Source organism: Alteromonas stellipolaris (assembly GCF_001562115.1).
In the GTDB taxonomy this organism is placed as follows: domain Bacteria; phylum Pseudomonadota; class Gammaproteobacteria; order Enterobacterales; family Alteromonadaceae; genus Alteromonas; species Alteromonas stellipolaris.
Map to the genome: position 1 here is coordinate 3983978 of NZ_CP013926.1, position 25205 is coordinate 4009182.

The 25205-nt window shown below is 44.6% G+C and carries 24 protein-coding genes; 7 read left to right on the plus strand and 17 right to left on the minus strand.

Annotated features, from left to right (window positions below; translation table 11 throughout):
* Nucleotides 1-8: 8 nt before the first annotated feature.
* Together AVL57_RS16865 and AVL57_RS16870 are read right to left on the minus strand one after the other, a co-directional pair.
* Complete coding sequence (locus AVL57_RS16865; protein WP_057789341.1) at nucleotides 9-743, minus strand: tRNA1(Val) (adenine(37)-N6)-methyltransferase; 735 nt, start codon at nucleotides 741-743, stop codon at nucleotides 9-11.
* A 72-nt stretch (nucleotides 744-815) separates the two neighbouring features.
* Nucleotides 816-1436, minus strand: coding sequence for an NAD(P)H-binding protein (locus AVL57_RS16870; protein WP_057789339.1), 621 nt, complete (start codon nucleotides 1434-1436; stop codon nucleotides 816-818).
* Between the two features lie 72 nt (nucleotides 1437-1508).
* Here AVL57_RS16870 and AVL57_RS16875 point away from each other — a divergent pair, with 72 nt between their 5' ends.
* Nucleotides 1509-3716, plus strand: a complete 2208-nt coding sequence (locus AVL57_RS16875) for a S9 family peptidase (protein WP_057789333.1) — start codon at nucleotides 1509-1511, stop codon at nucleotides 3714-3716.
* A 142-nt stretch (nucleotides 3717-3858) separates the two neighbouring features.
* Here the strand turns inward: AVL57_RS16875 and AVL57_RS16880 are convergent, their stop codons facing one another.
* Both AVL57_RS16880 and AVL57_RS16885 read right to left on the minus strand, forming a co-directional pair.
* A complete protein-coding gene (locus AVL57_RS16880) occupies nucleotides 3859-4233 on the minus strand; it encodes a PH domain-containing protein (protein WP_013782610.1) in 375 nt (124 codons plus the stop codon).
* A 9-nt stretch (nucleotides 4234-4242) separates the two neighbouring features.
* Entirely contained in the window at nucleotides 4243-7215 is a 2973-nt protein-coding gene (locus AVL57_RS16885) for a putative bifunctional diguanylate cyclase/phosphodiesterase (protein ID WP_057789328.1), read from the minus strand.
* Nucleotides 7216-7372: 157 nt separating this feature from the next.
* On the opposite strand from AVL57_RS16885, the gene AVL57_RS16890 reads away from it, so the two are divergent.
* The 3 genes from AVL57_RS16890 to AVL57_RS16900 are packed head-to-tail and all read left to right on the plus strand — an operon-like array spanning nucleotide 7373 to nucleotide 10797.
* Nucleotides 7373-8386, plus strand: a complete 1014-nt coding sequence (locus AVL57_RS16890; RefSeq protein WP_057789326.1) for a serine/threonine dehydratase — start codon at nucleotides 7373-7375, stop codon at nucleotides 8384-8386.
* A 2-nt stretch (nucleotides 8387-8388) separates the two neighbouring features.
* A complete protein-coding gene (locus AVL57_RS16895; RefSeq protein WP_082604809.1) occupies nucleotides 8389-10134 on the plus strand; it encodes an amidohydrolase in 1746 nt (581 codons plus the stop codon).
* 21 nt (nucleotides 10135-10155) lie between these two features.
* Nucleotides 10156-10797, plus strand: coding sequence for an MBL fold metallo-hydrolase (locus tag AVL57_RS16900; RefSeq protein WP_057789324.1), 642 nt, complete (start codon nucleotides 10156-10158; stop codon nucleotides 10795-10797).
* A gap of 117 nt (nucleotides 10798-10914) precedes the next feature.
* Here AVL57_RS16900 and AVL57_RS16905 read toward each other — a convergent pair whose 3' ends face one another.
* On the minus strand, nucleotides 10915-11430 hold the full coding sequence (locus AVL57_RS16905; protein ID WP_057789322.1) for a lactoylglutathione lyase family protein: 516 nt from the start codon (nucleotides 11428-11430) through the stop codon (nucleotides 10915-10917).
* 99 nt (nucleotides 11431-11529) lie between these two features.
* On the opposite strand from AVL57_RS16905, the gene AVL57_RS16910 reads away from it, so the two are divergent.
* Nucleotides 11530-12423 carry a LysR family transcriptional regulator gene (locus tag AVL57_RS16910; RefSeq protein ID WP_057789320.1) on the plus strand — a complete coding sequence of 298 codons (894 nt, stop codon included), beginning with the start codon at nucleotides 11530-11532 and terminating at the stop codon, nucleotides 12421-12423.
* A 31-nt stretch (nucleotides 12424-12454) separates the two neighbouring features.
* On the opposite strand, the gene AVL57_RS16915 is transcribed toward AVL57_RS16910, so the two are convergent.
* From AVL57_RS16915 to AVL57_RS16925, 3 genes are all read right to left on the minus strand, one after another.
* Nucleotides 12455-13300 carry a class II glutamine amidotransferase gene (locus tag AVL57_RS16915; RefSeq protein WP_057789318.1) on the minus strand — a complete coding sequence of 282 codons (846 nt, stop codon included), beginning with the start codon at nucleotides 13298-13300 and terminating at the stop codon, nucleotides 12455-12457.
* A gap of 91 nt (nucleotides 13301-13391) precedes the next feature.
* On the minus strand, nucleotides 13392-14507 hold the full coding sequence (locus AVL57_RS16920; protein WP_057789317.1) for an S-methyl thiohydantoin desulfurase family protein: 1116 nt from the start codon (nucleotides 14505-14507) through the stop codon (nucleotides 13392-13394).
* Entirely contained in the window at nucleotides 14504-15868 is a 1365-nt protein-coding gene (locus AVL57_RS16925; RefSeq protein ID WP_057789316.1) for a cytosine permease, read from the minus strand. Before AVL57_RS16925 ends, AVL57_RS16920 begins: the two co-directional genes overlap by 4 nt.
* 481 nt (nucleotides 15869-16349) lie before the next feature.
* Here AVL57_RS16925 and AVL57_RS16930 point away from each other — a divergent pair, with 481 nt between their 5' ends.
* Nucleotides 16350-16883: an Lrp/AsnC family transcriptional regulator gene (locus AVL57_RS16930; protein WP_057789314.1), complete on the plus strand. Its 534-nt coding sequence runs from the start codon at nucleotides 16350-16352 to the stop codon at nucleotides 16881-16883.
* Here AVL57_RS16930 and AVL57_RS16935 read toward each other — a convergent pair.
* Nucleotides 16872-17588 carry a Crp/Fnr family transcriptional regulator gene (locus AVL57_RS16935; RefSeq protein ID WP_057789313.1) on the minus strand — a complete coding sequence of 239 codons (717 nt, stop codon included), beginning with the start codon at nucleotides 17586-17588 and terminating at the stop codon, nucleotides 16872-16874. The genes AVL57_RS16930 and AVL57_RS16935 overlap by 12 nt on opposite strands.
* A gap of 78 nt (nucleotides 17589-17666) precedes the next feature.
* Between AVL57_RS16935 and AVL57_RS16940 the strand changes: the two genes are divergently transcribed.
* Nucleotides 17667-18656, plus strand: coding sequence for a sterol desaturase family protein (locus tag AVL57_RS16940; protein WP_082604807.1), 990 nt, complete (start codon nucleotides 17667-17669; stop codon nucleotides 18654-18656).
* Between the two features lie 50 nt (nucleotides 18657-18706).
* Here AVL57_RS16940 and AVL57_RS16945 read toward each other — a convergent pair whose 3' ends face one another.
* From AVL57_RS16945 to AVL57_RS16980, 8 genes are all read right to left on the minus strand, one after another.
* Nucleotides 18707-19558, minus strand: a complete 852-nt coding sequence (locus AVL57_RS16945; RefSeq protein WP_376738722.1) for an MBL fold metallo-hydrolase — start codon at nucleotides 19556-19558, stop codon at nucleotides 18707-18709.
* An 89-nt stretch (nucleotides 19559-19647) separates the two neighbouring features.
* Nucleotides 19648-19911 (minus strand): DUF1653 domain-containing protein, encoded by a 264-nt coding sequence (locus tag AVL57_RS16950; RefSeq protein ID WP_057789310.1) that lies wholly within the window; start codon nucleotides 19909-19911, stop codon nucleotides 19648-19650.
* 114 nt (nucleotides 19912-20025) lie between these two features.
* Nucleotides 20026-21099 carry a DNA polymerase IV gene (gene dinB, locus AVL57_RS16955; protein ID WP_057789309.1) on the minus strand — a complete coding sequence of 358 codons (1074 nt, stop codon included), beginning with the start codon at nucleotides 21097-21099 and terminating at the stop codon, nucleotides 20026-20028.
* A gap of 256 nt (nucleotides 21100-21355) precedes the next feature.
* Nucleotides 21356-21589 (minus strand): (Na+)-NQR maturation NqrM, encoded by a 234-nt coding sequence (gene nqrM / locus AVL57_RS16960; RefSeq protein ID WP_013782597.1) that lies wholly within the window; start codon nucleotides 21587-21589, stop codon nucleotides 21356-21358.
* Between the two features lie 10 nt (nucleotides 21590-21599).
* Entirely contained in the window at nucleotides 21600-22631 is a 1032-nt protein-coding gene (locus AVL57_RS16965) for an FAD:protein FMN transferase (RefSeq protein WP_082604806.1), read from the minus strand.
* 66 nt (nucleotides 22632-22697) lie between these two features.
* Nucleotides 22698-23930: an NADH:ubiquinone reductase (Na(+)-transporting) subunit F gene (gene nqrF / locus AVL57_RS16970; protein ID WP_057789307.1), complete on the minus strand. Its 1233-nt coding sequence runs from the start codon at nucleotides 23928-23930 to the stop codon at nucleotides 22698-22700.
* Between the two features lie 20 nt (nucleotides 23931-23950).
* Entirely contained in the window at nucleotides 23951-24559 is a 609-nt protein-coding gene (gene nqrE, locus AVL57_RS16975; protein ID WP_013782594.1) for an NADH:ubiquinone reductase (Na(+)-transporting) subunit E, read from the minus strand.
* 3 nt (nucleotides 24560-24562) lie between these two features.
* On the minus strand, nucleotides 24563-25195 hold the full coding sequence (locus AVL57_RS16980; protein WP_057789306.1) for an NADH:ubiquinone reductase (Na(+)-transporting) subunit D: 633 nt from the start codon (nucleotides 25193-25195) through the stop codon (nucleotides 24563-24565).
* Between the last annotated feature and the right edge of the window lie 10 nt (nucleotides 25196-25205).

Below are 25205 nucleotides of genomic sequence, written 5' to 3' on the forward strand. Positions count from 1 at the left end.
TACCTTTGTTAAAAGCGTAAATAAAATTCGCGGCAAAGCGCTTTGAAATCACATGAATAGTCTCCGGCTTCATCTCTAATCGCCAGGTGTTCTATGTCTCTGTGTTTATGGTTCTGGTTTTGGTTCTGTTGCTTGCTCATACAAAATACCGTTACATAAGGGCCGCGCTGGTCATCGTGCTGTACTCTCAATATACGATTCGTGAATAAACCTAATTCAGCAGCCATGTCTATAATTTCGTTCTCTCTGGCAAAAGGATAAAGGCAATAGAATTCACCAGTACGGGTAAGTGTTTCAGCAACAAATGAAAGAAGATTTACTGGAGTGAGTGAAACAGTTTGCCTAGCATGTTCTCTTATTTCGCTTTGTGATTGGTAGGCGTGGCTATCGCCTTTAACCTGTTCGAAATAGGGCGGATTAGACACGATAAGATCGAAAGCGTTATCTGCGGCTAAGTCGGACAACTTGGTATGCTGCACTGTTATTTTTGTTGGCCAAGGCGAAGCAGCAACGTTAGCGCTTGCTTGTAATGCAGCTCCTTTATCAATATCGATAGCGGTAATTTTAGCCGATGGGATAGACTGTTGCGCCATCATTAGCGCGAGAATACCCGTGCCAGTGCCGATATCAAGAATATGGACACCTTGATTGGGCTTAGCCCAACTGCCTAAAATAATACTGTCAGTATTTACCTTCATGGCACAATTGGTTTGATTAACAACGAATTGCTTACAGCGAAACATGGTGGTTCTCTTTATATTTCTGATTTTTGGTTTTGGTTTTGGTTTTGGCTGTTTAAGGCGCTGCGCTCTGCCCTACCACTTTTGCCTTGTCATCATGTTTCTTGCTACATCGACAGCATGTACTGGGCGATATTTCTTTAACGGTCCTTGCATCAACATTTTCCAAACTGGTGCAGTTTTTTGTGCCACATCTTCTAGAGTGCGAGATTCGCTTCGCGTGCCTAACAGAAGTGAAGGACGAACTGCCGCCGCATGAGGAAGCTGAGGCATACGCATTATCGCGTTTTCTAACTCACCTTTCACCCGCAAATAAAAATTACTGCTTTTTGCATCTGCCCCTACCGATGAGATCCACACAAAGCTACCGGTTCGCTGGGCACGGGTTAGTTGCGCGGCAATATGCACGTATTCGAAGTCAACGCGTCTGAACGCCGATTTAGAGCCGGCTTGTTTAAGTGTGGTACCTAAACAGCAATACACGTGATCAACACCAAAATACCCTTGGTAGTCCTGCAGGTTATCAAAATCGATAACCACGGGTTTTAACCTATTATATGGATCGGAAAATTGACTAGACTGCAGCGGTTTTCTAACCAAACAGGTCACTTCGCTGTAGCGACGGTCCTGTAAAAGTATATTTACCAACGTTCGTCCCACTAATCCGGTCGCTCCTAGCACCATTGCGGTTTTCATACTTAGTACCTTGTATCCTAAGACAGTTTCTCTACAATCAACCATTCGACAGTTAAAAATATGCAGATAAAAATGAAAAAAGCCCTTTTAATAGGAGCCGCTATGCTCTCTACAGCTGTACAGGCCGAACCGCTCGATATTGAGCGTATTTTCGCTTCTCCTTCCCTTGATGGCAATGCGCCTCGCGCACTTAAAGTTTCTCCAGATGGAGAAAGAGTTACGTTCTTAAAAGGAAAACAGACCGATTATGAACGTCTCGATTTATGGGAATACCATATAGACAGTGGCGAAACCCGCCTATTGTTCGATTCAAATGACCTTCAAAGTGGCGAAGAAGTGTTAAGTGACGAAGAAAAAGCCCGTCGCGAACGTATGCGTCTGTCGGGTAGTGGTATTGTAAGCTATCAATGGTCTGCAGACGGTAAGGCCCTCCTTTTCCCGCTAGGTGGTGATGTTTATTACCACAAACTCGGTGAAAAAGGGGCAAAGCAACTTCTTGATACTGACGTATTCGAAACTGATATTAAGCTTTCTCCTAAAGGAAATTACATTTCTTTCATTCGCGACCAAAACTTGTTTGTAAAACATATTGAGTCGGGCAAAGAAACCGCCATCACAAAAGAAGGCGGCGGTAACATTAAATTTGGAATGGCCGAATTCGTTGCCCAAGAAGAAATGGGCAGAATGACAGGTTACTGGTGGTCGCCAGATGAAAGCTTTATTGCATTTACCAAAGTAGATGAAAGCCCTGTAGATGTTATTTCTCGTTCTGAAATTTATGCCGACGACATTAAAACCATTGAACAAAAATACCCGAAAGCAGGCACCAACAATGTACTTGTTGAACTGGCTATTCAAAACATCAATAACGGTGCACGTAGATGGGTAGATTTAGGCGAAGACAAAGACATTTACCTTGCCCGCGGTAAGTGGATGCCTAACAGTGAAACCTTCACGTATCAGTGGCAGACTCGCGATCAACAAACGCTTGAGCTTAGAGCGTATAACGTTCCAACAGAAAAGCAGGACGTGTTGTTAAGCGAAACCAGTAATACGTGGGTTAACTTGCATAACGATTTGTACTTTTTGTCTGACTCAGACCAGTTTATCTGGGCTTCTGAGCGAGATGGCTTCAAGCACCTTTACCTTTACGAGAACAGCGGTAAGTTAGTACGTCAGCTAACTCAAGGCGACTGGGTGGTTGATAACATTGAGGCGGTTGATGCTAAGAGCAACCGAATTTACTTCGCAGGTCGTAAAGACACACCGCTTGAAAGTCACGCCTATTCAGTGTCATTAGACGGTGGTGATATTTCACGTATTACCAATGAAGGCGCTTATCACAGTGTATCGTTCAGTAAAGATGCTTCTATCTTTATCGACCGCTTCTCTACCATTAATTCACCTGCCCAAGTGAATTTAAATGATGCTTCTGGCAAGCGTATTACATGGCTTGAAGAAAACAAAGTTGAAGAAGGCCACCCGCTACATCCCTATATGGACACGTGGACTAAACCTGAATTTGGTGACATTACCACCAAAGATGGCGCAACCTTAAAGTACCGTATTTACAAACCTGAAAACCTTGAAAAGAAACACCCTGTTATTGTGTATCTTTACGGTGGTCCACACGCGCAAGTTGTGACGAATAGCTGGGCAGGTAACCGTGGGTTACTGATGCAGCATTGGGTAGATAAGGGCTATGTGGTGTTTACCCTTGATAACCGTGGCTCTAACTACCGTGGTAAAGCATTTGAAGATCCTATCTACAAGAAAATGGGCTTTATTGAAGTTGACGACCAAGTAGCAGGTGTTGAGTTTTTACGTACCCTACCGTACGTAGATGCTAAGCGTATTGGTGTTCATGGCCACAGTTATGGTGGTTATATGACGCTAATGACCATGTTTAAAGCCGGTGATTACTTCCAAGCAGGTGTGTCTGGCGCACCAGTTACCGACTGGCGCTTATACGACACCCATTACACCGAACGCTATATGGGTAACCCTAAAACCGATGACGATGCGTACACCGCCTCTTCCGTATTCCCATACGCAAAAGACTTAAAGGGTGACTTGCTTATTTATCACGGAATGGCTGACGACAACGTGTTGTTCACCCACTCTACCATGCTATACAAACATCTTCAGGATTTGGCAATTCCATTTGAAACCATGGATTACCCTGGTAAGAAGCACAGTATTCGTGGTAAGCAAACGGGGATCCATTTGTACAAAACAATTACTAACTTCTTCGATAGAAATTTAACGCCTGAGCAATAAGGTTTTATATTTTTAAGCTTTGAAAAAAGGTTTTAACAAAAAAACGGCGGTGCTTTTAAAAGCACCGCCGTTTTTATTTATACTTCGCTTATTCTTTTTTAACCCGCCGTTAAACCTAGGCTGGCAATAACAAAATATGGCGTTAGGCGAACATCTGATTAGCTAAGTTCTTCTGCACATCTTGCGCCGACGCTTTACTTAACTCAATTTCGATAGCATCACTTTTACCTGATAACCATATTTTTAGTTCTGCATCGGTATCGAAGTGGCCCGCAGTTTCTACCACAAACTGCGTGATCGACTTATAAGGAATAGAGTGGTAGTTCACCTTTCTGCCTGTTAATCCTTGCTTATCAATAAGGATCAAACGCTTATTGGTAAATACACTTAAATCTCTTACTAGTTTAAATGCCGCGGTGACGGTTTCATTTTCAGCCAGTATGGGTGAGAGTTCTTCATTTACCGCTTCAGCGCTGGTTTCACTAGCGTTACCTAGCAAGGTGTCAAATAAGCCCATTTTATTCTCCTAAACAGACACGAGTTTTGTAAGCCACTGTACGCGATGAGCAAGGGGTTGGGGCTTATCTAAGGCAAAACCTTGACCGTAGTCTACCTGTAATACCTTTAGTACATTTGCCGTTGCGGTATCTACCACAAACTCCGCCACCGTTTGCTTACCCATACTGTGAGCAATATTATTTATCGCGGTAACTGTAGCATGATCGATTGGATCGTGAACAATATTTCGAACAAAGGAACCGTCAATTTTGACGTAGTCGACATCCAAGTTTTTAAGGTAGGTGAAAGACGACATCCCCGCACCAAAATCGTCGAGGGCAAAGCTACAGCCTATTGCTCGAAGCGTGGAGATAAAATGCTTTGCCGCACTTAAGTTGGTGACCGCGGTGGTTTCGGTGATTTCAAAGCAAATCTTTTCTAAAGGTACTGGGGTGCCTTGAAGCCGCTGGGTAATTTTCAACAAGGTGATTTCATCACCAAGGGTAATCCCTGACAAGTTAATGGCCACTTTAGCCACATTGTCTACGTGCAGCGGATTGGCCTCTAACATCTTTAACGTATTATCTACTACCCAATAGTCCACTTTGTTCATTAAGCCATGACGCTCGGCAAGAGGAATAAATAAACCTGGGCTAATTAGGCTACCGTCGCTTCCCGTCAGGCGAAGCAATATTTCATAGTGCTCAAGGGCGGTGGCAGTGTCTTCGCCTATGCTATTTAGCGGCATAATGGCTTGGCTATATAATTCAAAACCATCGAACTGAAGTGCTTTATGCAGGGTGTGTAGTACGTCATTTTCGCTGCTATCCATGCCTAGCTGAGCATCTTGAGCGTGATAGACAAAGTATCTGTTTCTTCCTAAATGCTTGGCCTTATAACAGGCATTGTCAGCTGCCTTTATAAGCTCTGCCGCATTATGTTCTTGAGGGGTTATTTCAATGACACCAATGCTTGCACCAACGAAAAATAGCTTATCTCCATACATAAACCGATAAGTAGAGATAGCCTTTAACAGTTTATCGAGCTTTATTTTTACCTTATCGAGGGGCTGTTGATGATAAATAATACAAAACTCATCCCCGCCGATGCGGGCAAGTAAGTCTTTGTCACTGATATGCCGCTTAAAGATGGTAGACACTTCCTGAAGTAACTTATCGCCAGCTGGGTGCCCACAACTGTCGTTCACTAACTTAAATCTGTCCATATCGATAAAGCACATCACGCCGGGGTTAGTTGTATCACCCGACGTGGATGCTGGGAATATGGAAGTGACGTTATCTCTTACAATTTCGACATTTTTATCAACAGTATTGACGGCATTAGACTCTAAAATTTCTCGTAGTTGCTTATCAAAAGCATAGCGGTTGAGTAGACCCGTCAATTGATCATGATTTGCTTGATACGCTACTTCAGCTTGTAATTCTTGCTCTTTTGTCACATCCCTGGCTATGCCCTCCACCGCAATTAGCGCGCCAGATTCATCTAATATAGGGGTATCTGAAAACTCTAGTACCAACTCGGTACCATCATAACTGGTGTAGTGAACCAGATAAGGGGCGGGTTTTACTCCCAGACCCGATTTCGCTCGTATTTCGAAAGTCTCATCTGGTATTCTTCTGACAAGTCGAGATTGTTTTTCGATAAAATTATCTGGAGTAAAACCTAAGATAGTACTAATTCCTGCACTCACATAAATAAACTTATGTTCAGCGGTTTTGGTATAAACGAAGTGCCTGTGCATGCCATCTACCAACCTGCGATAGCGCTCTTCGCTATGTTTAAGAGCTTGCTGAGCCTTAAATCTCTCTGTGACATCCCTTGCGGTCAAGGCAATATTGTCCCCGGCTTTAACTACTTGTACCTTCAACCATTCAGGTGCAATTTTATTCCCTTTGATAGCAACATACTCTTCAAAGGGCTTGTTGTTTATTGCCACCGCAACAACACTATCAAAGAGGTCAGCTTTGCCTAGAAGCGTTAACTGAGCTTTCAGTGTTTTAGTGCTTAACTCTGAACATGCCCCACGAAATAGAAATCGACTGTAGCGGTTTGCTTCAACTAACTCATAATCATTGCCTGCAGGGCGATAAATGACTAACGCATCTAACGATGCCTCACTGGCCGTAAGGTAACGCTTTTGACTGGCCGATAGATTCACCGCACCTTTCATTTGCTTATGAAAAATCCAACTGGCCAACGCCGACATGAAAAGCCCTATCACCACGACTAATACACCAGATCTATAACGCCCCACTTCGGTCTGCATAGACAGCGAAAACTGACGACCAATAAACGGAAACGGCTCAGTCGCAATCACGGTTCCGTCATCAACTAACTCACCATTGCTAAATAGGGTGCGACCAGCGTCTTGAAGCGCAAAATTAAACTGAGGACCTTCTAGCTCGCCAAGCATAACGCCCAAAATCGTTTGTGCATCAAAGCCCGCCAGTAAGAACCCGTGATTGAGTTCTTGAGGGCTAATGGTACGGCCAACAATAATATGATAATGCCCCGTTACCGACGAATGAACCAATGTACTGGTCAACGACTCAGCAGGTGTGGGAATAGTGAGCCCTACCGATGCGAGTGGCTTGCCGATAAGTTCGTTTGATAGGCGAGTTTTCATTCCATGGCTAGGGGTAGCTATCCATTGGATGACACCATTTTGATCAGCAAAGGTTAGCGAACTATACCCGCGCTGCATTCCCATCAACGACATCGCTTGCGCATTAAACCAATCCACCTGATTGGGCGCAAAGGTTGGCCAGTTTCGCATTAAATTATGAACGGCTTGCATACGTTCTGTAGAGAATACTTCTAAGCTAATCTTTACCTGTTCGGCAACGGATTGGGCTTTCGAAATTCGAACTCGCTTGTCTTCATTGTCTAGATAGACACCAGCTGCGACAAAAAGCAGGGATAGAAACACGAACAGCACTAGGGGCAGCCCGTATATTCGCTGGGTAACTCTTGATTGCATTACGATTACCTCTCATCGAGAGGGTAGGAATATAAACCGCGAAGATGAATTTTTTATGAATTAGCCTTTTAGCATTTAAATGATAGGGTATAACTTTACTTAAATATAAACTGCGTTTAAATAAACGTATTTCTAATGCAGATACAAGGCGTTACTCATGCACTCTAGTGAAACGGAACTCTCCTACTCGGCCATAACTCAAGCGTATGACAGAATTAAAGACCACGTTAAGCGCACACCTATTATGGAGTCGAGCCTGTTAAATAAGTGGATGGGGCATCGTATTTTATTTAAAGCTGAATGCCTTCAAACCATAGGAGCATTTAAGCTGCGCGGCGCACTAAATTTCTTGGCGCACTTAGATGAACGGGGTGAACTACCTAAAAAGGTGGTGGCCAATAGTTCAGGTAATCATGCCCAGGCTGTGGCTTATGCTGCTGCAAAATATGGCATTCCCGCCACTATTTTCGCTAGCGAAACCATTTCTCCTATTAAAGCAGCGGCCACCGAAAGCTATGGAGCAAAGTTGAAACTCTTTGCTACCCGCCAAGAAGCCGATATTGCCGTGGCCAATGCCGCTGAGGAAGCAGGTACGGTATGGATACCGCCGTTTAACCATCCAGATATTGTAGCTGGCCAAGGTACTGCTGCCGTTGAAGCCCTAGAAGATGCAGGTAAAGTAGATGCTATATTCGCCCCTTGTGGCGGTGGTGGTTTGTTATCGGGCACTTTGCTTACTGCTCGGGCGTTACAACCCGATGCGTTAGTTATTGGGGCTGAACCACTTGCCGCCAACGATGCCTCTCAGTCATTGCAGCAAGGTGAGATAGTTGCCCTTGATGCACCGCCGGTGACCCTTGCCGACGGCGCTGCAACGCCCTCAGTGGGCAATGTGACCTTTCCTCTATTACAAGAACTTGATGATTTTTACGAAGTGGACGAATTGCAAATAGCCTACTGGACACAGTGGCTGCAGCACCTATTGAAACTTCACATAGAACCCACTTGCGCCATGAGTATGGCAGCGGTTGCGGCATGGGCTGCTAACACACCACCTGGCCAAACTGCGTTGGTTATGCTGTCTGGCGGCAATATTAGCCAAGCCTCTATGGCTGCAATTTGGGAACGAGACTTTTTGCTTCAACCCCCTATTATTAACACGGAAGAATAAGCATGCTAAAAATGCACGTTAATACGACAGAAATAGTACGTGAAATTACCCTTAGTCAAAGTAACAACCGCCTCATAAAGCGCTCCATTCTTAAATTAGGTGGCGCGTTTGCTATTGCCTCACTATCCAGTATCGCTTGTGCAGCAACACTTTTTACCAACGTAAAAGGTTACACGCTGAATGATGATGCTGAGTTAGTGACCTTCTCAAACATCCTTATTGATGACGGTAAGGTGGTATCGCTAAACGTCAGTGCAAAAGACACTAAAGCCGGCATGACTGATGATGTGTCGATAACAGAAACCATTGATGGTGAAGGTCTCGTTATGTTGCCTGGCCTTATTGATGCTCACGGGCACTTATTGGGCTTGGGGGCTAACCTACTTGAAGTGGATTTACGTGAAAGCACCAGTGCTGCCAATGCCGCAGAAAGCGTGGCGGAATATGCACTGGCAAATAGCACGCAACCTTGGATTACTGGCCGAGGTTGGAACCAAGAATTATGGTCTGATAGAGCCTTTCCAACCAGTTCTGATTTAGACAAAAAAGTGTCTGACCGCCCTGTTTGGCTCACTCGTGTAGACGGCCATGCTGGCTGGGCAAATACCAAGACCCTCACCTTAGCGGGTATCACTAAAGACACGCCTACACCGGTTGGCGGTGAGATTGTTAAAGATGCGAATGGCGAGCCAACAGGGGTATTAATTGATAATGCCATGGCGTTAGTCGAACCCTATTTGCCAACGCAAAGCAATGCGGTATACAAACGCCAACTAGATGCAGCAGGTAAGCACTTACTATCAAATGGCATTACGTCAATGCATGATGCAGGTGTCGGCCGTGGTGTGTACGACTTTTATATTAAACAAGCAGTTCAAGCTGAACTGCCCATTCGAATATACGCCATGATAAGCGCCACTGACCCCGACTTAAGTAAACTATTAGGAAAAGGGCCCATTCGCGACGCTAACGATTATTTATATATTCGTTCAGTAAAAGCCTATGGCGATGGTGCGCTTGGCAGCAGAGGCGCAGCCTTATTAGCCCCCTACTCTGACGCACCCCACCAGCATGGTTTATTACTCACTCAGCCTGAAGATATGACGCCGTTGTTTACGTCGGTCATAGGCGCTGGGTTTCAATTGAATTACCACGCTATTGGCGATAAAGCGAATCATGTTGCGCTGAATGAGTTTGAAAAAACATTTACGGCTATCGGCGGTAGTGAATTACGTAACCGAATAGAACATGCGCAAGTTATCGCGCCTGAAGATCTCGCTCGTTTTGCCGAGTTAGATGTATTGCCATCCATGCAGCCCACTCACGCTACCAGCGATAAAAACATGGCTGAAGATCGTATTGGCAAAGACAGAATGGAAGGCGCTTATGCGTGGCAAACTTTACTTGAATCAGGTATTCCTTTGCCTCTTGGCTCAGATTTCCCAGTGGAGTTGGCTAACCCATTCTATGGTTTACACGCTGCGGTAACCCGCCAAGACAGAGAAAACCAGCCAGTTAAAGGCTGGTATGCCCACGAGGCGCTTACTATTAAGCAAGCCTTTAAAGGTTTTACCTTAGATGCTGCTTACGCGGGACATATGGAAGACACCCTTGGCACTCTTACGCCTGGCAAGTGGGCGGATTTCATACTGGTTGATCAAGATATCTTTACCATAGATAAAAAAGATATTTGGAAAACCCAAGTGCATGCTACCTACATAGCAGGTAAAAAAGTGTTTTCGAAATAGCCTTTGTTGGGAGGAAGCACATTGGAAATTATTATTATACCGGTGACGCCATTTGCTCAAAACTGTTCGCTTATTTGGGACGCAGGTAGCAAGCAAGGGGCATTTGTTGACCCTGGCGGAGATATACAGAAGCTCATCTGCGCGGCGTCAGATAATCAGGTAACTATTGAAAAAATCATTCTTACCCACGGTCATTTAGACCATGTAGGCGGCACTGTCGAACTTGCTAAATACTACGATGTGCCGATAGTAGGACCACACCTAGGTGACAAATTCTGGCTAGATGCTCTAATGCAGCAAAGCCAAATGTTTGGCTTTCCACCTGCCACGCCCTTTGTGCCGAACCAATGGTTAAGCGACAACGATACCATTTCAGTTGGAGAGCTAACGCTTGAGGTATTGCACTGCCCGGGGCATACCCCTGGCCATGTGGTTCTCGTGGAGCGAATAAGTAACAAGGTTATTGTGGGTGATGTGATTTTTGCTGGTTCAATTGGGCGCACTGATTTCCCTCAAGGAGATCATCAACAGCTACTCGATTCAATAAACGCAAAAATTTTAACACTACCTGACGATATGGTGATTTATCCTGGTCATGGCCCTACCACCACGGTAGCAAAAGAAAAAGCCAGTAACCCTTACGTTGCATCACAATGGGGTTAAGTGCCAGTAGGAATAGCAATAGAAGCGCCAATAGAATAGTTTTTCTGCCCATTAAAAAAGGCGAGTGATCCACTCGCCCTTTACTTATTGCGCTTCTTTACCTATTGCCTTCTTTACTTACTGGTAGGCACCGCTAGCATAATGAAGTTCATAGCTGTGGCTATAAATTTCAAGGATGTTACCAAACGGGTCTTCCATGTAAATCATGCGGTAAGGCTTTTCGCCTGGGTAGTAATAACGTGGTGCTTTCATGCGTTTCTTACCACCGGCTTCTACAATCTTTTCTGCCAAGCCTTCAACATCAGGGTCTTGAACACAGAAATGGAACACACCCGTTTTCCAGTATTCGAAGTTGTTCTCAGGGTTTTCCTGATTTTTAAATTCAAATATTTCAACACCTACGCGGTCGCCCGTTGAAAGGTGAGCAATGCGGAATTTATCCCAACCTGCACCAAATACATCAGTACACATTTCACCAATTGCTGAGTCATCTTCAACAATTTCAGTTGGCTTCATGATTAAGTACCAGCCTAGTACTTCAGTGTAAAACTTAACGGCGGCATCAAGGTCTGGAACCGAAATACCAATATGTGAAAACGTACGTGGATAAGGGGTCTTAACTGCTTCAGTCATCTTTATCTCCTCGATGTAAAGTATGCACGTATATTAACTAGACAAACCCACTACTGGAAATTATGATTATTTCTTAAATCCATAACATAAATTTATAGCATGCTGAATCCTTTGTGGCTCGACACCTTTAAGATGTTAGTTGAAACGGGTAATTTCACCCGCACCGCAGAACAGCGGTTTATGACCCAGCCAGGCGTGAGCCAGCATATTAAGAAGCTTGAAGATGCCTGTGGCTGTGCGCTACTTATTCGTTTGGGTAAAGGGGTTGAACTGACCGAACAAGGCCAACGAGTTTACGACTATGCGCTAAGCTTGAGTAAGCATGAGCAAGCGCTGATAGAGAGTTTAAAGTTTGATGCACCCTATGAAGGTAAGTGCGTAATTGGGTGTTCTGGTGCGTTAGCACAGCGTTTGTACCCTGTGTTAGTTGAGCTACAAGTCACCCATCCTCGCTTGAGCATACATTTAGAAGTTGCCCCAAACCGCACCATATTAAACAACATTCAAGCATCTAGCCTTGAACTAGGCATAGTTACCCAGCAGCCTGACGAGGAATTGTTTTCATCTGAAAAGATAGGCCATGAATCACTGGGGCTTATTTTACCCAAGGATACGCCTTATGAGGCCATTGACGATACATTGCTCGCCCTTGGATTGATAAATCACCCAGATGCCATGCATTACTTAAAGCTTTATTTTAGTCACAGCGGCGAGCAAGCCTTGATGCAGTTAGATCCTAGCCGGTTGCCACAGCGTGGTTATATAAACCAACTGTCTCAAATTTTATTGCCGGTTAGTAAAGGGCTAGGCTTTACCGTACTGCCTATTAAGGTGCTTGATAGCTTTGCTGACGCGGCAAACAGCTTAACCATTTACCCCGCAAGGCACGATGTGACTGAACCGCTGTATTTTGTGAAAACACCTCACCGCTCACTGCCACTTCGCTATCAAAAAATTCAGTCGTTGATTGTGGAAGCGCTCGAAAGCAGCTAAGTTAATAAAATCAGTTAAAAGCGATGCGAGCTCAACTTGCTTGTTGAGCACTCAAATCGGGATCGGGGCTGGTCATAGCGGCTTCAGATTTATGTATGGGTACATCTACTTTGCCGCTGGCAATCACTTCGCCTTGCTGCCATAGCTTCCATTCACCACGCTCGTATATATCCCACTGTTCGTCATGAGTAAGCGGCGCGGTTGCAATAATGCTCACCACATCATTGGGTGTAGTTTCAGCGGCAAAATCAATTTCTACTTCCACGTCACTTAAGCAAGCTGGGCCAAACGGCGCGCGGCGGGTAATACTGGCCATTTTAGTGCTGCAAAATGAAAACAACCATTCGCCATTGCTGAGCAAGCAATTAAATACACCTTGCTCTGCGTAGCCTTTGGCGATATTTACCAGCGTATCGGCCAATTGTTGCGGCATAGCATCTCGAGGCAGGTTTTCCCGCACTTGATTCATTAAATCGCAGAACATGGCTTCGCTGTCGGTATCTCCTACCGCTTCATACATGCCTTCACGAGGCACAAAGTTAGGTAGCTGCCCATTATGTGCGAACACCCAATACTTACCCCACATTTCTCGGGTAAAGGGGTGGGTGTTGGCGAGGTTAATATTGCCGACATTGGCTTGGCGAATATGACAAATAGCCGTTTCGCTCTCAATCGGCAGATGAGAAACAAACTCTGCAATTTGAGAGGTAGCACAGGGTTCGGGGTCGTGAAAAAGGCGGATGCCCTTGCCTTCATAAAATGCCATACCCCAGCCATCCTTGTGCGGGCCTGTTTCGCCACCGCGTCGGGTGAGGCCGGTAAAGCTAAAACACAAATCAGTTGGCGTATTGGCACTCATGCCAAGCAGTTCACACACGATATACCCTTTTTAGAACGTAAATATTAGCAGGCATTGAGCATAAACAAGCTTGGCGCGCTAAGCAACGCGCAATACGGCTAATTTATACCTATTTATTATGCCTATTTTGCAAGCTAGCAGGGCGGTAAGGCGCATCCACACCCACATAGGCTGGGCCAAAGGTGGCTAAACCTTTCTGGGTTAAAAACGCTTCAGGGGCAGGTAAGATAATAACCGCCAACGATTGCCCAATTTCGTAATGTGGATTAGTCACTGGCTCCCCCGTATTATCATCTATCACGCAAATAAGGTCTGGTATAGTTACGTCCACTTCACCGTCGTAATAACTAACTAAGTTTTCGTTCTTAACCCCTAGCTGATAGGTATGGCCTTCATCATCGCCTGCGCCAGCTAAATCAACGGTTCCGACAGAAAAGCCACCTATGGTATCAAATTCAAAGGCGGTCACTTTGCCTCTAAAGGCAACAAAACCATTACCGACGTCTGCAATCACTTTGGCAGCATCACCACCTTGCAGCTTGGCAGCCGACACCGCTTTACCTAGCGCCCATGCCTTTGAAATCGTTCCGCCTATTAGGGCGTGGCGAATGTCTTTTACAGGCATAGCATGGTCGATAGCCGCAATGTCGTTGGCGCTCACTTGGCAAAGTGCACGCATAACATGCTCGGCTCTTTGATCGTCACGCAAGCCTTCACACACAAAGGTTTCGCAAAAGTTATTAGCGGCAATAACAGGCGCGGCATTAAGGCCATTTAGATAATAGGTTGAATGGGTAATTTCTGGTACTGCCCGCCCAGCAGGGTCAGCGTCAATCACCACACCGTTATTCAACGCCGCGGTATAAAATGCCACTGCCGTATTAGAACCGCCCATTTCACAGCACACGGTGCCATAAAACTTCCTATCAAAATAAGATTCTATGCGGCTATACGCGCTGCAAATTGCTGGCTCGGTATTTCTAGGTAGCGCTTTGTATTCGTCGGCCTCTTTGGCACTTAAATCTAGCGCACCAAGTAAATAAGGCGTACAAATCCATGCATCATCAGGAGCTTCATCAAGCCCTACTAGGCGTATTGGCAAGCCTTTTTCGATTACCTCATCAATGAGTGCTAGGCCTTCACTCATTTCGCCACCGCCCCCTGTACCTAGCACAGTGCAGCCTAGCAAAATGTCTTTCATATCTTGAAAGCTTAACTCTTTCATGGGTTTTCTCTCTTAGTACTGTTCTTGATAGGGTTGTCAGTTCTGCTATCTGTATTGCTATCGATGCTGCTCCTAGTACTTATGTTAGTTCTGAAAGCGCGAGTTATATAAGATAAAATGAGGTAGCTGACTAGCGACACAATTAAAGCGTCTATCGCTTCAATAGGCGTGATAAAAAGCCCTGTTTCAACGCTTGTAAAGGTAAACAAGATGCCAGTTATCCACGCAGCTATGGCGCTAATATTAAAAGAGGGAATAAAGTCATCCGTTCGGTACACAGCTTGCTTTCTTAAAATAAAAAAATCAGCGCAGTAGATAGCGGCCACAGGGGTAAACATGATGGACAACGAGAATAAAAACTCAGAAAAACTATCAAGTAAATTAAGGGATGACGCTACAGCTCCCATCACACCCATGGCTATGATCAATACCTTTTGTTTACCGCCGTTAATGACTGCCGCAGCCCCCAATGAGGCGCTATATAGATTCAACACATTGGTGAGCCAACTTGAACAAATAAGCAGTACAAAGGCTGCTAGCCCTAGTCCAACTTTTACCATTAGCGCAAGAATATCGTCGCTACCGAATACATTTGCGGCTAAAGAGGCAGCAATGTATACGAACGTACTTAGTAGAAAGAAGGGAATGAAAGACGCTGACCATGCATCTCGTTTTGTTCGACAAAAGCGCGCTAAATCAGGCAGTAAAACAATAGATACAATAAAGCTTCCTACCACTGCCGATACCGCCGTACCAAAACTCATTGTAGGCTCGACCGCCGCCAAGCCGCCTGAAGACTCCATTGCCATGGCGCTTTTTATTAATAGGAATAATGTGACCACTCCCATTATGGGCACCAGCCAAGTGGATAATTTTTCCATGCGCTGAAAGCCGTACAAGGTAGTGATTACAATCACCGCACTAACGCCCCACTCAATAGCACTGGAGTTAAAGGTAATGCTCAAGTAATCAACTAACAAACCGTTGGTGGCCAGCGCGAACAAGTCTAAGTTAACGCCGTACCAGCCGAGTAACGACAGCACAAAACAAAATGACACCAGCTTTGCGCCCCACACGCCAAACACATGCCGTATGGTGACATACGATGTTAGCCGGTTGGCACGCCCTACCAGCGCAGTCACCGTGCCAAAGAAAGCTAAAATTAAGCCCCCTACCAGAAAAGCAGCAAGACTTTCCCAAAAGCCCAGCGCTTCGCCTATTTCTATACCCGTAATTAGTCCAGGTACCGCAAAAGCTAATGCCCCGTTAATCATACCTACCGCCACACCGCTTGTTTGTGCACTTTCAGGCACAGGCTCTAGGGCATAGTCGTTAGTATCTGCTGTACTTTCAGACGTCATCTTTTTGTTATCCCTGTTAGGTTGCGGCTTTCGATAAAGCGCTGGGCAATATAGCTCAACCATTTCAGTATTTATCGTATTAATTTATTCGGTTGATGTCAGATTGGCGCACATAAGGTGCCAAGCTTAAATTGACGCATCAAAAACACTCTGGGTTGGTGAGACAAAAATCACTATGGTTGCTTTGTCTCACATACTGTATTTCACAATTCCTATATCGCATGTCCTGTTTTAATTACTGGAACTATTGTGCAAACTTATCGCAAAATAATATTTTGTTTGTTAGTTAATTTTGATAATTTGACTAGCGAACTTCACGTTCACAAAGAACTTTTTCCCACTCACGAAAATTTTATTTCACATGAGCCGGATATCTTTGCTGCGGGTAATCTGTGATTAGCGGCGCCAATAAAGGCTTTTGGTACGTAAGATACGTCGTATATGTAGCAAACCGTGCGTTTAAGACAAAAGAAGCCACCTTATGAAAAAGATTATTCATTTAGACAGCTACAATCAAAAGATATTGGCCATATTACATTTGCAAGCAGACCTCACCAACGTGGAGTTAGCGGGACGCGTTAACCTTTCACCTAGTGCCTGCTTCCAGCGGGTTAAGGCACTTAAAGAGGCCGGCTACTTTCGTACCTTTCATGCAGACGTGAATATTGAAGCTATGTGCGAACATGTTTTTGCGTATGTTGAATTTACCTTGCATGACAATAGCGCCCCTTTCAAACGGCGCTTCATTGCCGCTATTCAAGAAATACCTGAGTTCATGGATTGCATGCAGATAACGGGGAAAGTGGATTATGTGTCGTTCAGTTGTTTTGCGAATATCGCTAAACTCAATGACGCCTGTACATTGCTAAGTGACAGAGAGGAGCTTGGTATTAAGCGCATTGAAAATAGAATTATTTTATCCAGAGAAAAGTTTTTTTTAGGCTATCCCCTCGCGCAATTGAAATGGTTGGATAAAGCGGAGGTTTCAATGAGTGATCACGCCTCAGACAGGTAACAAAGATACATTGTCATTTAGCCACTTCGACATTGCTTGCATATCAACAATCTCCACTTTCCCATATTGCTTTCGAATTAGTGAAAGGGATACCAACTTATTTAGCGCTTTGTGGGCGGTTAACACAGTTACCCCTAAACGCTCAGCATAGTCGCTTTGCCTAAGCGCTACTGCAGTGCTAGTTTGACTTAAGCTAGCTTGAACGGATTTAGTTTCAACTGAGCTTGCTTGCGCAACGCTGGTTTGGTAAATCAATTTTGCCAATTGTACATGAGTCGGTAAGCGTAAAATGTCATCTAGCCGCTCTAAGGTAGCGTGAAGCTTTATGGCAAGATTGCGCGTTAAAAATACGCCAACTTCAGGGTGCGCAGCTTCGAGTTGCCGAAAGCGACTTTCATTAATTTGCAGCACGGTGCAGTCGGACATTGCTTGCGCATGATGGGTTCTGGCTAACGATGCATATAAAGTGAATTCACCAAAAGTGTCGCCCCGTTCTAGCACTGTGGTAAGTTGATAATTACCGTCCACGCCATAATTGCCCACCTTCACCTGCCCAGCCTCCACGATAGAAAGCCCAGGTTTTAAATCCCCTCGATTGTGGATCATAGCGCCCTTGTCGTACTCAGTTGGCGTACCAAATTGCGTGCACAGCTCAAGTAATGATTCAGGCATGATAATTTGATTGAGCGCTTTTATATAAGACACTTTTTCACCAAATCTATAGTTCTATATATTTACTATGTTAATGGGGTGTTAATTTTACTGCAATACGTGGAGAGAACTATGAACTATCAAATTGCGATTATCGGTATTTTTTTGATATTTGCGTTACTGGAAGCAAAGCAAGGTAAGCTTTTTAAGAAATGCGCAGAAGTGAGCGATGATGGAAAAGTCGAACTCATTGGCACCTTAGTGCTTTTTGTAATTACCCAGCCTTTCGTGCTTTTTAGTGCCGGTGCGTTAATGTTACTTGTTGTGCCCCAATACCAAGGAGCACTAGATCAAGAAGCATTAGGCGACTCATCTATTTTTCTGCATATTGCATTGCTGCTGATATTCGATGACATGATGCAATATTGGTGGCACCGCCTGTCTCACTCCACCCGTTTCCTGTACAACTTGCATCGTGCACACCACAACGGCAAGTACATGAGCGTGCGCATTATCTATCGTAATAACGTGTTCTATTACCTGTTGATGCCGTCGCTGTGGTTTTCAGGCGCGCTTATCTATTTAGGGTTAGGCTGGACTTATGCGTTCTATCTTGTGGTAAAGCTAAGTGTCATTACCGGTGCGCATGCCGAATGGAAATGGGACAGATTTTTATACCAAACGCCAATGCTTAACAAGCTAGCGTGGATTGTGGAAAGGACAATATCGACACCCTCTACCCATAGCGCACACCACGGTCTAAAGGCTGACGATGGCATTACCAACTATAAAGGTAATTACGGAAATCTATTGTTTTTCTGGGACGTGTTATTTGGAACTGCCAAAATCACGCGAAAATACCCAGCTCAATATGGTATTGAAGGAATGTTTTACGCTAACTGGGTAGAGCAACTCGTTTGGCCGCTATATAAAACACCACGCAAACCTAAAATGGTTGCTCACTCGCCCACCAACAAAGCTGCTAAAGCGGCGTCCAATACGATAAACGAAGCGGAAAAGAAAAGCGCAATCGAAACCGCGTCTAGTCCTAACAATAGTACACATACTGATGGGGTATTAAATCCGGAGTCTGTGGTGAATAAAACTGACGCAGCTATATAGTTACGAGTCGGAGTAGGAGCAATGTTGAGCCTGCTCCTAAACCGGCTTGATTAGGCCTCTTCGTAAAGGGTAGCAATCCACTTCTCTTCCGATATGAAGCTCCACGCCCACTTATCCCACTGACTGTCTAGTCCTGCTTCTGTAATCGCTTCAAGGCTTTTACCCTGTGCTTTCTGCGCTTTCACAAAAGCAAAGGTTTCTTCAATCATTGCAAGAAAGCTGGTGTACTCGGCTTTGTTACTAAGTGCACCATGGCCTGGAATCAGAACCGTATCGTCATCTATTTTCGCCATCACTTGCTTAACTGATTCAATGTAGCCTTTAACGCTACCGCCGGACTTTAAGTCGATGTACGGGAATAATCCGTTGAAGAACAAGTCGCCAGTGTGCATGACATCCGGCTGTTCAAACCATACGATGCTGTCGCCGTCGGTATGCCCTGATTCAAGATGCATAATGTGAATGGTTTCACCGTTAAAATGTAGCTTGATACCGTTTTCATAGGTAATAGCCGGTAGCGCATCAGGAGAGACTTTTTCATCGTTGGCCAATCGAACACGCACGTTGTCATGGGCTAAAATAGTCGCGCCTTTGTGACTGTGAAAAAACGCATTCGACCCTGTATGGTCGCCATGATAATGGGTGTTAATCACATACTTTGGCTTGTCGCTACCAAGCTCGCCTAGCGCGGCAGCTATTTTTTCTGCAAGCGGAGCAAACTGATCATCAATAATAAGAATGCCATCATCACCTGCAGAAACGCCGATATTGCCGCCCATCCCCGTTAACATATGCACGGAACCTTTAAGTGCTGTTGCTTCTATTTCAACCTTTTCAAAACGGTCTTGCGAAAAAGCAGCTGGAATGAAAGTTGTCGATACTAAACTTGCAGCTAGTAGCATACTTCGGGTACGTGATTGCGCCATTGGGGTTTCCTTAGGAAGTGCTTATTATTTATTAGGTCTACATACACTATGACCTAGCTTCCGGTTCAGATCATTTTTTCATCAGTTGGGATGTCACCAATATAAGCAAACCGCGGAACAGGCTTGCCTTCTACTACCACCTCTTCTAAAAACATACTTAATGGGCGAACCCACAAGGCTTTTTCACCATAACATGGGCGATACACCACTAAGGAAGACTCATCTTCTGAATGTGTCGCCACTTCGTAAACATCGTAATCACTGCCTTTATAGTGGCGGTAGCGACCTGGGGTTCTAAGTTCGGGAGTTTTAGTTTCTGTGGCACTCATGATGGCTCCTGCTTTTCATTATTTTTCATTTAAATACTGTTAATTAGGGCTAAGTTTATAAGACGTCTGATAAGGTTGACGCCGTTTCAATTACTCACCTTTTTACTCACTATTTTATTCACCCTCTAGGGGCAAAGGAAGTTGATGTATGGTTTGTGCCTCACCAAGGCCAATGTGCAGCCCAACTAATCGTATACCGCGGCCTTTGGCGCGCTCGTAAGCTTCTTGCAATAGGGTATCAAAGTAATGAGCATTTAACGAAGGGCATCGATGCTCAACGGTAGTAAGTTGGAAATCTTGAAATTTCAGTTTCACCCCTTGAGTGCGAATACGAACAGGCTTTCCTGTGCGCTTTTCATGGGCATCCATACGCTCCTGAAGCTTTTGTAGTAAGTGAGGCATAAAGTCTCGACAGTCTTTTAATGAGTGAATATCGTTGCTTAGGGTGCGTTCTACGCCTATAGACTTGCGTTCTCTTGAAACCGATAGTTCTCTGTCATCAATACCGTGAGCTCGTTCCCACAGTACCGCGCCAAACTTACCTAATTCCTTTTGAATACGCTCGAAAGGGTAAACACGCACGTCGCTGCACGTCGCTAACCCTAATCTCTGTAACTTTTGCATTGTCACTTTGCCTACCCCTGGAATCTTTTTAAGGGGCATAGCGCTAACAAAACTGTCTAATTTGTCCGGTGTAATAACACAAATCCCATTAGGCTTGTTTTCATCGCTGGCCACTTTTGCTACAAACTTACAGGGGGCAACGCCCGCCGACGCGGTTAGCCCCAATTCTGCTTCAATACGGCTTCTAATTTCTTCGGCAATTAGGGTGGCGCTCCCTCCGCAGTATTGGCTATTGGTGACATCAAGGTAAGCTTCATCTAACGAAAGTGGCTCGATTAAATCGGTATAGTCGGCGAAGATTTCGCGAATTCGTTGAGACTCTTTTACATAAGCATCCATGCGCCCTTTTACTAAGGTGAGATTCGGGCAAAGCTTAAACGCGTATGCGGTGGCCATGGCGGAACGCACCCCATATTTACGGGCAGGATAATTACAGGTAGAGATAACGCCACGGTGCTGTGAGCTTCCACCAATGGCAATAGGGATATTACGTAACGCAGGGTTGTCACGCATTTCAACCGCAGCATAAAAGCAGTCCATATCTACATGGATGATTTTTCGCATGCCGTATTGCCCCCTAAACTGCCAAACGAATTGAACCGCTCTATAAAAAAACTGTATAGAAAGACAGTATTCTAGAGCATATTAATTCGCCTTACCAGTGAACGAGATGAATAGTGAGCAACTACTTACTCCACAAGTAATAAATGAAGCATACAAAAAAGCGCGGTAAGCTTTTAACTTACCGCGCATCTATATTTATACATTGTAACTCTTTTGCGTATTGTTTTTGTCTAAGCAAAAGAGCGATAAGATCAGATTAAAGGATCTGATTCTGTTTCCATTCATTCAATTTCTTTTCTCTCGCTTCTTCTTTTTCCATGCGAGATTTCTTTCTGTCACAAGGCTCTGGGCAATCACATGCTTTAGCGATACCCAATGCGCCTAGTCCACCGCAGCTACCTGAAATGGTTTTGCGCTGCACTAAGTAGCCTACCGCCATGGCAAGTACCATAGTGAGGAAGAAACCGAATGCTAGAATAAACGTAGACATAGCCTACTCCTTAATTATTTACTTTTACCAGTTTATCAAATTCTGGCGTGGCATACTCTTCAAATCCATCGGCTGTGCGACGAATGAGAAATACAGCAAGTTGTTCCTGCTCTGCAAGGTCGATAGCACGTTGCCATCCCATTACGTTGAAGGCAGTGGCTAAGCCATCAGCAATCATTGAAGATGGGTTTACCACCGTAACCGACACCAAATCATGAGTTATCGGCGAGCCAGTATTTGGGTCAATCAAATGAGAGTAGCGTTTCCCATCTTCTTCGTAATAGTTACGATAATCACCCGATGTCGCTATGGCATTAGTGCCTATAGACACCACTTTTTGTACGGCGCGTTCTGTCGTTACCGGCTTTTCAATTGCAATTAGCCATTCACTGCCATCACCACGTTCGCCTTTAACCCGCATTTCACCGCCAATCTCTACAAGGTAATGCTGCAGGTCATGGGCATCTAAAATAGCTGCCACTTCATCCACGCCATAACCTTTCGCAATAGTTGATAAATCAACATACAACATGGGGTTTGCTTTCATAAGACCGGTTGGCGTAGTAGATAATTTCTCATAACCTACATAATCCCGTACGGCATCAATATCGGCTTGGGTTGGCACTTTCTCTGGGCGTTTGTTAGGTCCAAACCCCCACAAATTCACCAAGGGCCCGACCGTAACATCTAGCACACCATCACTCAAACGGGCCAAACGAAGGGCTTCATTCACCACGGTAAGCGTCTCTTGAGACACCGCAAAGTTATCTGAATATCGATATTGGTTAAAACGAGACAACTCAGACGTTGTGTCGTAGGTCGACATCATCTTATTGATGTTAACTAACTTAGCGTCAATTTCTTCCTGCAAACCTTCTACTGCAGTTTCACCTTCACCAAGAACGTACTTAATATTATAAGTCGTGCCCATAGTTTGGCCTTGCAAATGCTCAACCGAAAGTGGCTTTTCACTGCAACTGGCAATAAAAAGGATGCTCATAGCAATAACCGCTAATGCTATTCTGGCAAAGAATCGAATCACGTTTTGGGTCCTTTAACTAAACAAAAAGGGGGCTCACGCCCCCTTTACTCACTTGTAGATTTCGGATTAACCACCGAAGTCATCAAGCATAATGTTTTCGTCTTCAACACCTAGGTCTTTCAACATGTTGATAACGGCTGCGTTCATCATAGGTGGTCCACACATGTAGAACTCACAATCTTCAGGCGCAGGGTGGTCTTTCAGGTAGTTCTCAAGAAGAACTTGGTGAATGAACCCAGTGTAACCTTCCCAGTTGTCCTCAGGCTGAGGATCTGAAAGGGCAACATGCCACTTGAAGTTATCGTTTTCTGCAGCTAACTCATCGAAGTCTTCTGTATAGAACATTTCGCGAAGTGAACGAGCACCGTACCAGAAACTCATCTTACGATCGGTATTTAAGCGACGAAGTTGGTCGAAGATATGCGAACGCATTGGCGCCATACCCGCACCACCGCCAACAAATACCATTTCGTTTTCGGTTTCTTTTGCGAAGAATTCCCCAAATGGACCAGAGATCGTTGCTTTGTCACCTTCTTTAAGGCTCCAAATATACGATGACATTTTACCAGCAGGTAGGCTTAGGTTATTAGGTGGCGGCGTAGCAATACGCACGTTCAACATAATAATGCCTTCTTCTTCTGGGTAGTTAGCCATTGAGTAAGCACGAATGGTTTCTTCATCTACTTTAGATTCGATATCGAAGAAGCCAAAACGTTCCCAATCACCGCGATACTCATCAGGGATTTCAAACTCTTTGTACTTAACGTGGTGTGCAGGGGCTTCAATTTGAATGTAACCACCAGCACGGAAAGGTACGCTTTCACCGTTAGGAATTTGAAGCTTAAGTTCTTTGATGAAAGTAGCTTTGTTATCGTTAGAGATAACTTCACAATCCCACTTCTTAACACCAAATACCGACTCTTCAAGCTCGATTTCCATGTCTTGCTTAATCGCAACCTGACATGATAAACGGCAGCCTTCACGAGCTTCACCTTTAGTGATGTGATCAAGTTCAGTTGGAAGGATTTCACCACCACCTGAATGAACGTCTACACGACACTGACCACAAGAACCACCACCACCACATGCTGAAGATACGAAATATCCTGCATCTGCTAGTGCGCCAAGAAGCTTGCCGCCTGGCTCAGTTTTAATTGCTTTGTCTGGGTCACCGTTGATAGTGATGGTTACATCACCGCTTGGTACCAGCTTCGACTTGGCAAACATGATGATAAATACTAGCGCCAATACAATGGCAATAAACATGCCGACGCCTAGGAAAATTTCTACTTGATTCATTTATATGCTCCCGAGCTCGATTACAGCTGAATACCAGTGAATGACTGGAAGCCAAGTGCCATAAGACCCGCAATCATGAACACAGAGCCCAGACCACGAATACCATCAGGCATATCGGCATATTTAAGCTTTTCACGTACAGCGGCCAATAACACAATAGCTATTGCCCAGCCCATACCACTTCCTACGCCGTAAACGACACTTTCGGTCAAGTTATATTCACGTTGTACCGCGAATGCCACACCACCGAAGATAGCGCAGTTAACCGTAATTAGCGGAAGGAAGATACCAAGCGCGTTATAAAGCGCAGGGAAAAACTTGTCTAAGCTCATTTCCAAAATTTGAACCAATGCCGCGATAACGCCGATAAAGGTTAGGAAGTTTAGGAAGCTTAAATCTGCATCAGGGAAACCAGCCCACGCTAGTGCACCTGGCGCAAGGATGTTCACATAAATGATTTGGTTAACCGGTACAGAAATACCTAGCACTACGATTACCGCAACACCAAGACCCATAGCAGTTTTAACTTTCTTCGATACCGCCAAGAAGGTACACATACCTAAGAAAAGTGATAACGCCATGTTCTCAACAAAAATTGAGCGAACAAATAACGACAAATAATGTTCCATGACTTACTCCTTAGGCTCTACTTGCTCGGGACGAAGGGTACGGATAACCCAAATCATACCGCCGATTAAGAAGAATGAGCTAAATGGTAGGATCAACAAACCATTACCCTGATACCAACCACCGTTTTGAACTAGCGGTAGAATTTCGAAACCTAAAATAGTACCGAAACCGAATAGTTCTTTAATTGTACCAATAACAACCAATACGAATGAGTAACCCAAACCGTTACCAATACCATCTAAAAAGCTCATCAGAGGTGGGCTCTTCATTGCATAGGCTTCAGCACGACCCATTACGATACAGTTAGTAATAATCAAACCAACGAATACTGACAGCTGCTTCGAAATTTCGTACGAGTAAGCTTTCAATATTTGGTCAACTACGATTACCAATGACGCAATAATAGTCATTTGGATGATGATACGAACGCTCGATGGAATCTGGTTACGAATCATCGAAATAAACAAGTTCGAGAACGCAACAACCGTCGTAAGCGCCAAAGACATTACCAAGGCTGTTTCCAGCTTAGTAGTAATAGCCAGTGCTGAACAAATACCTAGTACCTGTAAGGCAATTGGGTTGTTGTCCATAATTGGCCCAAAGAGGGCCTTTTTCATTTCTTTAGTATCTGCCATGAGACTCCCC